8 protein-coding genes and 1 pseudogene are annotated in these 6,791 nt (G+C 60.2%); all 9 read right to left on the bottom strand.

What is annotated here, in order from left to right:
- A pseudogene (locus tag J7024_RS29535) lies at window positions 1-731 on the bottom strand (GH36-type glycosyl hydrolase domain-containing protein); the annotation flags it as partial.
- Between the two features lie 639 nt (window positions 732-1,370).
- Window positions 1,371-2,435: a DNA cytosine methyltransferase gene (locus J7024_RS29530; protein WP_234745707.1), complete on the bottom strand. Its 1,065-nt coding sequence runs from the start codon at window positions 2,433-2,435 to the stop codon at window positions 1,371-1,373.
- Window positions 2,436-2,632: 197 nt separating this feature from the next.
- Window positions 2,633-2,986: a hypothetical protein gene (locus J7024_RS29525; protein ID WP_234745706.1), complete on the bottom strand. Its 354-nt coding sequence runs from the start codon at window positions 2,984-2,986 to the stop codon at window positions 2,633-2,635.
- An 89-nt stretch (window positions 2,987-3,075) separates the two neighbouring features.
- Window positions 3,076-3,360 (bottom strand): hypothetical protein, encoded by a 285-nt coding sequence (locus J7024_RS29520; RefSeq protein ID WP_234745705.1) that lies wholly within the window; start codon window positions 3,358-3,360, stop codon window positions 3,076-3,078.
- Between the two features lie 101 nt (window positions 3,361-3,461).
- Window positions 3,462-4,274, bottom strand: a complete 813-nt coding sequence (locus J7024_RS29515) for a hypothetical protein (protein WP_234745704.1) — start codon at window positions 4,272-4,274, stop codon at window positions 3,462-3,464.
- 149 nt (window positions 4,275-4,423) lie between these two features.
- Window positions 4,424-5,152, bottom strand: coding sequence for a DNA topoisomerase (locus J7024_RS29510; protein WP_234745703.1), 729 nt, complete (start codon window positions 5,150-5,152; stop codon window positions 4,424-4,426).
- Window positions 5,088-5,360 carry a hypothetical protein gene (locus tag J7024_RS29505; protein ID WP_234745702.1) on the bottom strand — a complete coding sequence of 91 codons (273 nt, stop codon included), beginning with the start codon at window positions 5,358-5,360 and terminating at the stop codon, window positions 5,088-5,090. The genes J7024_RS29510 and J7024_RS29505 overlap by 65 nt, the downstream gene beginning before the upstream one ends.
- A 316-nt stretch (window positions 5,361-5,676) precedes the next feature.
- The gene (locus tag J7024_RS29500) at window positions 5,677-5,973 is read right to left on the bottom strand and encodes a hypothetical protein (protein WP_234745701.1); all 297 of its coding nucleotides are present in this window, start codon (window positions 5,971-5,973) and stop codon (window positions 5,677-5,679) included.
- Window positions 5,974-5,984: 11 nt separating this feature from the next.
- On the bottom strand, window positions 5,985-6,635 hold the full coding sequence (locus J7024_RS29495; protein WP_234745700.1) for a hypothetical protein: 651 nt from the start codon (window positions 6,633-6,635) through the stop codon (window positions 5,985-5,987).
- Window positions 6,636-6,791: the final 156 nt, after the last annotated feature.

Genomic DNA, 6,791 nt, shown 5'->3' with positions numbered 1-6,791 from the left:
CGCGAGCCAGACGTGATCGTCGGAGATCCGCGTGCGTACGCCGCTGCCGCTTTCGGGCAGCCACCAGTGCTGCATGTCGCGCATCTCGGAAACGAGCGCGCCGCCGCCCGCAGCAGATGCTCGCGCGTCAGGGCCGGACGGGCGACCGCGAGCGCCATGCCGTCCTGCAGCTGGTCGCGAAAACCGTACGCGCCGCTCGCCTGATAGAAGCCCGCACGCGCCCAGATCCGGCACGACAGCGTCTGGTACAGCAGACAGCGATTCAGCATCAGATCCATCGCACGATCCGGCGTTTCGACCTGAACGGCGCCGAGCGTCTCGTCCCAGAACGCCGTCACGGCGGCGAATATCGCGTCGAGATCCGCCTGACGGTAATGCGCGATCAACTGTCGCGCCGTTGCCGCATCGGCGCCTTCGCCGAGCAGCAGGACGATTTCCACGACGCCTCCGGGTTCGAGATCGACCGTGGTCTGCAACGCGGCGCACGGGTCCAGCCCGGCGCCGACCCGGCCCGACAGCGGCGACGCGCCGACGCTGCCCGGAAACCCGGCGGGATCGCTCAGGACACCATTGCGGCCGATGAACTCGCGCCGGTCCGCGCTGCAGGATATTTGCAGACCGCATGGATCGGCGAACGCCACCCCGCCTCTAAGCCCAGAGCTCATGCCGCACGACGGACAGCGAACTCCGCGCGAGCCAACGTACTCTGATTCGGTCATTGGGCCAGTGGCTGGTGCCCCGGGCCTGACACGCTGAAACTGCTCTTCGTTTTCTTTCATCTTGCTGCTCCGTGACGATGGTGCGAGCGACGCCCCCTGACGGGAAAGCGTTCCCACTGGGTTGAATTGGCATTGCCTGGAGAGCTACAGAACAGCTGGAGGAATGGGGGGACAAGAAACACGCTTCCCGCATGCGAGAAGAATCCCCATGTCTCAATGAGACACCGGGGATTGAGTTCAACAGCGGTCGTCGATTATTCGACCCCGACCAGTACCGTCACGCAGACACCAGGTCCGTTCGCGCGAATGTCGGGAACGCGACGCTCCCTGCTCGTCGGAATGCCTGCAGCGTGCGCCCGATCGCATTGAAGACTGAGATGAACGGCGGGACGCTGACAGCCTGGCCGAGCACCTCTGCCCAAACGTCTGGGCCACACCTTCCACCAGATCCTCCCAGACGCCCTTGCAACGCTCGTGCTCGCGGACCGTTGGGATCCGCAGCAGCTCAGGATCTGCCGGATGCCGGATGAAGGTGCCGGTGCTTTGCCGTTTGGCGAGGGTTTTGTTCAGCGTGAAAGCCTTCTCGGATTCGGCGTCGACGATGTTCAGCTTGAAGTCCTTGCCGGCCGCCGCGTACCGCTCTTGCTTGTCCTACAGGTACGTGAGCGGGCTCCACGACTTGTCATCGAGCGCTACGGTCTCCAGTATCTCGCCAACTTTCCGCGAACGCCGCGCCGGACGTTCGACGAGATCGAAGGAGAACTCGAGGCCGAGCGTTACCGCAACGATGCACATCCGCTCGCGATGCTCGAGCATATTCCAGTCGGCCGCATGCAGCACGGTCTCGTGGACAATGTAGCCCAGATCACGCAGCATCGACCGTGCAATTGCCGCGGAGGCGGTGTTCAGCCAGCCCGGTACACACTCGACCACCACGACACACGGCGAAGTCTTCGCGACGGCCGCGAGGAACGGCACGACAAGATGACCAACGTCCGGGTGCGCCTCGGGGCACGTGAGCTTGCGCTTCGTGCGACCGGCGTTTGACGCTCCTGAACACGGGATGCCAATCGTGAAGACGTCGAGCTTCGGCAGCTGCGCCATTGCCCAGTCGTCGAACACGACCTCCTGCATCGGTGCTGTCAAAAGGATCGTCTGCGCGTCGTAGACTGGATTGCGATCCGCCGCGTGCTCCATGCAATCGGCGCGGATCTCGTTCGCTACCGCGAGGCGGGAGCGGACCCCTGCTTGCGTGAGGCCGACGTGCGCCGCGCGATCCAGGATGCCGACACCGGACGAAAACGAACCCATGACGAGCGGTTCGTCGCGTTCCATCTTTGCCTTCAGGCGCCCGAGCCGTTCCTTCGCACGCAGCTCGGACGAGATCGGCATCACGAAGATCCGGTGCAGTTGGACTACGATGCGTACAGCGGACAACCCCATCCGCACGAAGTGCCCCAGAAGACCCTCGTTCTGGATGTCGATCACCGGAATCTCGCGCTCGCGCACGACCTTCTTCGACACGATGCGGCGGCCCTCTTCCGAGGCCTCGATGATGACCATGCTCCGCTCCGGGTCAAGTTTTGCGGTGAATTTCACGCCCGGTACGAATCCAGCCTTCACCGCTTGTGCACCATCAATCCAGAGCCGCGGTGTGCCCTTGTTGCTGCCGATTCGACGGAACTCCATTCCTTGAAACGTGTTGGCTTGCGACATGTTGCTTCTCCTGAAGTGGAAGAGAGATCGACGTCGCGCCGGTCGGCGCGGTGTCGAACGACGTGCATTGCTTCAGGAGATGCCAACCGCGAGATGGAATGACGATACGACGGACACTGCAGTGGAGCGCGATGTAGGCACCAGGAACGCGCCGGAAATGAAAAAGCCCCTGAATCCGTGGATTCCGGGGCGATGGATCATGGCAAATCTGAGACGTCACCGGCGAGAAGCCGTGTGAACGCTCCACGGCCGTGGTTCTTTCCGCCGCAACGGCATTCGCATGTGCCGTTGAACTTGCCATTCAGGCACTTCGCGTTGCATTCGTGACGGGATGGGTACGACTTGTACTCGATTCTCCGGGTCACCGGTAGCCACCGATCCGACCCAGACCCGTCGTCGGCCCACCCGACGTACTTCAAATACCCGTCACTACGCATACCTTTCACGTCCGGGAATCGCGCCGCGAAGTCCTTATTGAGCATCGTGGTGATGCCTTTCAACAACACGGACTGGCCGTTCGAGTCACTGAAATAGCGCATCGTTGCCATCATCGTTCTCCAAGAGTTGCCGCCCTGAAAAGAAAAACACCCAGGAATCCGAAGACGCATGGGTGTTTGGGTCCTATATGCCGATCGACCGATCATGCAGGAGCGATCGGATCCGCGTATCTGCCCCAGTCGCTGGCTTCTGTCAGCAGAACCGGATCGATCACCTTGTACGGCAACCGCTTCTCCTTCAGATGTTTGATGGCACCGATGCACGGCCTCGTCGGCTCGTCGTGACACGCCCACGTTTTGCCGTGATCGACACGCATTACGACGATCTCATGCGGCGTTGGCAGACAGCCGTAGTTCTGCGCCCGCTCCGACATCTCGGTAAACGCGAACGGGCAGGTACATTCCGGCGATTGATGGTCACAGGACATAGCGTCGATCTCCTCGATACACAAAAAGAAAAAGACCCAAAAATCCGAGGATTAGTGGGTCTTTTAGATCACGAAATTACATCTTTCGATGCATCGAGAAGTCAGAACGGGATATCGTCATCGATCTGGTCGAAACCACCTGCAGGAGCACGCGGTTGTTCGACGCGGCGGCCGACCTGTTCGTCGTCTGCTTCGTCTTCGTCTTCGTCTTCGAGCTTGAACTTCGGCTCGATCTCGTTCTGCAGGATTTCCTTGTAGAACTCGATCACCGCATTCGTACGCGCGGTGCTGAGCATCTTCTTATCTTTGAAACCAGCGGCCTTTGCTGCTTCGACCTTCGCTTTAACTGCATTGACAGCATCTTCGAAAATCCCGTCAGCCTGCTTGATCTCACCGTCTTCGCCCTTGAGCTGAACGGTGGAATCGAAGTAGACGCGACCGGTAGCCTGATCCTCGCGACCTTGACCCGGGAACACCGAGAAGGCTTTGATGATCGTGCCACGGGTAACCGTGTCGTTCGCGAGCTTTCGGATCAACATCTGAGCCGCACCACTGTAGAGCGGCAGCGTCACGAGATAGCCTTCCTTCGTGTCGGGATCGACGAACTTGACGCGGATGTCTTGGTAGGCACCGTTGTCATGTTCGCGCTCGGAGTAGTACGCCGAGACGATCTCGCCGTCGAGCGTAGTGCTCGAAGGAATGCCGTTTTCCTCGAGGAACTTGCGGACCTGACGGGCAACCGTCTTGCCTGCGAGCCCGTCGAAGCCACGCTTCCACGACTCTTCACCGACCAACTCGCGCGCTTTGGTGATGATCGCGCGATTTGCCTCGTTCGAGATCAGAAGTACGCCCGGCGTCGAGCTGTATTCCAGATAGATCGACTTCGAAGCACCGCTGTTTTGTTGGATAGCCATGGTGATTCTCCTTCAAAGAGTTGCCCGGTTGGGGGCGTAAGAAAATGGTTCCCGAGTGGCCCGGGGAATTGACATAGCGAACAGAGATGCAGGTGGAAAAGTAGAATGGCGCGATTCGAAAATTTTTTTCGGTTCCCCGCACCGGCCCCCTACGCCTTCGAATCCGCCGCCTCGCCGGCGGCACGACGGTACTCGCTCACGTCCAGCGACAGGAAGGCGGTGGATTCGTCGTTCGGGTCGTCGAACTTGATCCACGCGGCGAGCCGCAGCTTGTCGCCTGTGCCCGAGTTGATCAGCAGGTCACCCGTGTAGTCCGGATGGTTCCGGCCATCGACCTTGCGATCGTTGTCGAACAGGTTTCCCCGGAAGTAGGCCTTGTTTGCGCCCTCTCCCGCAACAAACGCGAGACGGATGTCGTCGAACGCGCGAGATCGACGTGACGCGTCCGCCTGATCGCCTAAAGACCATCCGGCACCGAAATTCTCGCGCACCGCGGTGAAAACCTGCGTCGCCTCCTTCCACATCTCGACCGGCGCGTACTGGCAGTCGACGCGGGGGTAGGTCGTGAGCTTGTACTTGTTGTATAGGTTTTGCGCAGCTTCTAGCGTTTCGCCAGGCGACAGGCCGAAAGCAGCGCCAGCGACTTTCTGGAGTTCGCTCAACGAGAAAAGTAGTGGTGGCGGTTTGCGCTCCCCTTTTTTCGTATCGGCCACGGTGATCGTGCCTTTCGTACCTTCAGTTCTCGAACGGACGGAATTCGCATACGCACGATCGAGGAGCCGTCCGTCGAGATCGAAGCGCGGCGGCGCCGCGTCAACCGGCGGCCGCCATCCTGCGCTGAATCCGCCTTTCGACGATGAGATCTTCACGGCCTTCATCGTTGATCCAGAACTGCAGGGTCAACATTTGCTCCTTCGTGAATACGTAGTGCGGGTTTGCCGTTGGAGTATCTGGGCCCGGAGGGACCACACGAATCTGCGCGCGCTTGCGGAACTCGGGCGGCACGTCGATCGCGAACAGCGTGTCGATGAACTGCATCCCAGGGTTCGGCAGTACTTCAGCTTCTTTCTCTACGGTCTCAAGCATGTGAGTCTCCTTTGTCGAAATGCCCCGATAGGGCAAAGTTTTCAGGCATTGCCAAGGGAGATGCGCTCGCGTGAGTGGAATCGTCGAGGGACAAGGTCACTTCGGTTGCGGCGGTGCAATGCAGTTAGTTGGTGTTTGGTATGGCGGATCGTTGTATTCGATCTGGATGACCGCATACCCTTCTCCGCCGCCGCCGACAAGCAGCGAGGTCTGCGTCGATACGATCCCACCGCGCTGAAAGACCGGAGTCAGATCGAGGAATCCCGGAGTGGTCGTACCCGGCGGATCCCACACGACTTGATACGGCAGCGGTGGGCTAAAGGCCCGCCATGAAGTCGTGTGCTCGCACGAGCCACCGGGCTTGAAATACGAGCTCGAGTAGTAGTACGCCGACGTGAATACGTCCTGGCCATTGATGCGAATACCGGCCCATGGGACGGTCCGCCCGCAGCCACGGTTTGACGGCGAGCGCCACCAGGCCGCAGCTCAACATGGCCAGCACCGGATGCCCCAAACCGGCGGGTAGCGGCATCGCCAGATACAGGATGCCGACGAACAGCAGCGCCATCCCGAGCAACGCGAGCGCCGTGAACACAACAGGCTTGGTCTTCATTGCGATCTCATTCAGTCGGGATCTGCCACTGCGCGGTGAGCGTCGAGAAACGCGAGGGGCCCGTCGATCGGGAAGAACAGGCCATCGCTTGTCATAGTCCCGTCGACGAGTTGGCCATCCTTGACGAGCTGGACGTCGAGATCCGGCACGACATGGCAACCTTCCTTCTCGATCTCTCGTTCCTGCGGGGACAGCAATTCCTCTGCATCGCCGTTCTCCAGCCCCACCCATTGGCCACTCGCCAGGAACAAGCCGATCCATTCAAGCTTCCGGCCGTCCTGCGTCGTCACCATCACGGGCCGGCGCAAGGTGCCCTTTTTAATGGCCATTTGCAATGGTGAAGCACCGAGCATCGACTCAAGCATCGAATCGTGCTCGATCAGATAGTGGAACACCTCGGACCCCGGCTTCGCATTGAATTGCTCGAGAAACCTGCGCGCAAGTGCGTACAGTTCCGCGAGCAAGACATTCTGGTGAGTGATCGCACGGTCTACCTCCTCGTCCGCGTCCGGACGAATCAGCACTGCGGGATTCTCTTCGCACTTGCGGTCCTGCAGCGCCTCCCGCGTCCGATAGGCCTCGTAGAAACGCGCGCGAAGCTCGCGTAATTTCGCACGTGCTGCATCGATGTCCCCCGTGTCCTTGCCGTGATTCGTTGTCATCTGTTCTCCTGTTGGCTCGGACAGTCCGAGCGTCGCAATCAATTGTCCGCGCACCACAGGAAATGCAGAAATCCGCTTTCAGCGTCAGGTCCGCCCAGCATCCACGCCTCACTTTCCGTAACGCAGTGGTGATGGTCGATAGTCAGCGCGATCGCG

The sequence above is a fragment of the Burkholderia sp. WTPI3 genome (assembly GCF_021483755.1).
Taxonomy (GTDB): domain Bacteria; phylum Pseudomonadota; class Gammaproteobacteria; order Burkholderiales; family Burkholderiaceae; genus Burkholderia.
The sequence above is the reverse complement of the archived record's forward strand: the minus strand, read 5'-3'. Positions and strand labels throughout refer to the sequence as shown.

Bases quoted from the DNA above. Each gene is read 5' to 3' on its own strand.
- J7024_RS29520 (WP_234745705.1), bottom strand. From the start codon at position 3,360: ATGTCCTGTGACCATCAATCGCCGGAATGTACCTGCCCGTTCGCGTTT.
- J7024_RS29495 (WP_234745700.1), bottom strand. From the start codon at position 6,635: ATGACAACGAATCACGGCAAGGACACGGGGGACATCGATGCAGCACGT.
- J7024_RS29505 (WP_234745702.1), bottom strand. From the start codon at position 5,360: ATGCTTGAGACCGTAGAGAAAGAAGCTGAAGTACTGCCGAACCCTGGG.
- J7024_RS29530 (WP_234745707.1), bottom strand. From the start codon at position 2,435: ATGTCGCAAGCCAACACGTTTCAAGGAATGGAGTTCCGTCGAATCGGC.
- J7024_RS29525 (WP_234745706.1), bottom strand. From the start codon at position 2,986: ATGATGGCAACGATGCGCTATTTCAGTGACTCGAACGGCCAGTCCGTG.
- J7024_RS29515 (WP_234745704.1), bottom strand. From the start codon at position 4,274: ATGGCTATCCAACAAAACAGCGGTGCTTCGAAGTCGATCTATCTGGAA.
- J7024_RS29510 (WP_234745703.1), bottom strand. From the start codon at position 5,152: ATGAAGGCCGTGAAGATCTCATCGTCGAAAGGCGGATTCAGCGCAGGA.
- J7024_RS29500 (WP_234745701.1), bottom strand. From the start codon at position 5,973: ATGAAGACCAAGCCTGTTGTGTTCACGGCGCTCGCGTTGCTCGGGATG.